The sequence below is a fragment of the Dactylosporangium sp. NPDC048998 genome (assembly GCF_043197855.1).
Lineage (GTDB): Bacteria > Actinomycetota > Actinomycetes > Mycobacteriales > Micromonosporaceae > Dactylosporangium.
The window spans coordinates 1-1374 of sequence record NZ_JBICTV010000102.1; the positions used below are offsets into that span (position 1 = coordinate 1).

Annotated in this window: 1 protein-coding gene; it reads left to right on the top strand. The window is 66.3% G+C overall.

Features of this window, described 5'->3' with window-relative positions; genetic code table 11:
* Window positions 1-49: 49 nt before the first annotated feature.
* Window positions 50-1333, top strand: a complete 1284-nt coding sequence (locus ACGFI8_RS48005; protein ID WP_392815825.1) for an IS256 family transposase — start codon at window positions 50-52, stop codon at window positions 1331-1333.
* Window positions 1334-1374 lie beyond the last annotated feature (41 nt).

A 1374-nucleotide genomic window follows, 5' to 3' on the forward strand; every position in this document is an offset into this window, starting at 1 on the left:
GGGACTGTACAAATAACGGCGGATCTGCTGATCAAGGGAGAGACGCCAGATGACGACGGAGACCACCGTCGAGCGGGAGCCGGCCGCCGTGTCGGCTGGAGCGGTCACGGACGAGCAGTTGATCGCGATGCTGGTCGATCGGGCTCGTGGCGACGGACTGCAGCTGACCGGTGAGGGTGGGCTGCTGCAGCAGCTGACCAAGCGGGTCCTGGAATCGGCCCTCGAGGGCGAGATCACCGACCACGTCGGCTACGACAAGCACGACCCGGCCGGCAAGGGCAGCGGGAACTCCCGCAACGGCACCCGGGCCAAGACGGTGCTCACTGACATCGGGCCGGTCGAGGTCCGGGTGCCGCGGGACGTGGCCGGCACGTTCGAGCCACAGATCGTGCGTAAGCGCCAGCGGCGCCTGTCCGGGGTGGACGACCTGGTGCTGTCGCTGTCGGCCAAAGGGCTGACGCACGGTGAGATCGCCGCGCACCTGGCCGAGGTGTACGGCACCGAGGTGTCCAAGCAGACCATCTCCACCATCACCGACAAGGTGATGGACGGCATGGCCGAGTGGCAGAACCGGCCCCTCGACCCGGTGTATCCAGTCGTGTTCATTGATGCTATCAATGTCAAGATCAGGGACGGTCAGGTCGCCAACCGGCCCATCTACGTCGTCATGGCGGTCACCGTCGACGGACACCGCGACATCCTCGGCATCTGGGCCGGCGACGGCGGCGAGGGCGCCAAACACTGGCTGCACGTGCTCACCGAGATCAAGAACCGCGGTGTCGCCGACGTGCTCATGCTCGTCTGTGACGGGCTGAAGGGCCTGCCCGACGCGGTCGCGACCGTGTGGCCGCGCACCATCGTGCAGACATGCGTGGTCCACCTGCTGCGCAACTCGTTCCGGTACGCAGCCCGGCAGGACTGGGACAAGATCGCGAAGGCGTTGCGGCCGGTCTACACCGCCGCGACCGAGGACGCCGCGACCGAGCGGTTCATGGAGTTCGCCGACGTCTGGGGCAAGAAGTATCCGGCGATCGTGAAGCTGTGGTCGGACGCGTGGGCCGAGTTCGTGCCGTTCCTGGCCTTCGACGTGGAGATCCGCACGGTCATCTGCTCGACGAACGCGATCGAGAGCGTCAACGCCCGTATCCGCAAGGCCGTGCGGGCCCGCGGGCACTTCCCCAATGAGCAGGCCGCCTTGAAGTGCGTGTACATGGCGTTGATGAGTCTGGACCCCACCGGGGCCGGCCGCCGGCGATGGACCATGCGCTGGAAGGCGCCGTTGAACGCGTTCCAGATCGCGTTCGAGGGCCGCCTGAACCCGACCAACCACTGACCAATTCAACAATCCAGATCAGCCGTTAACTTGACACTCCC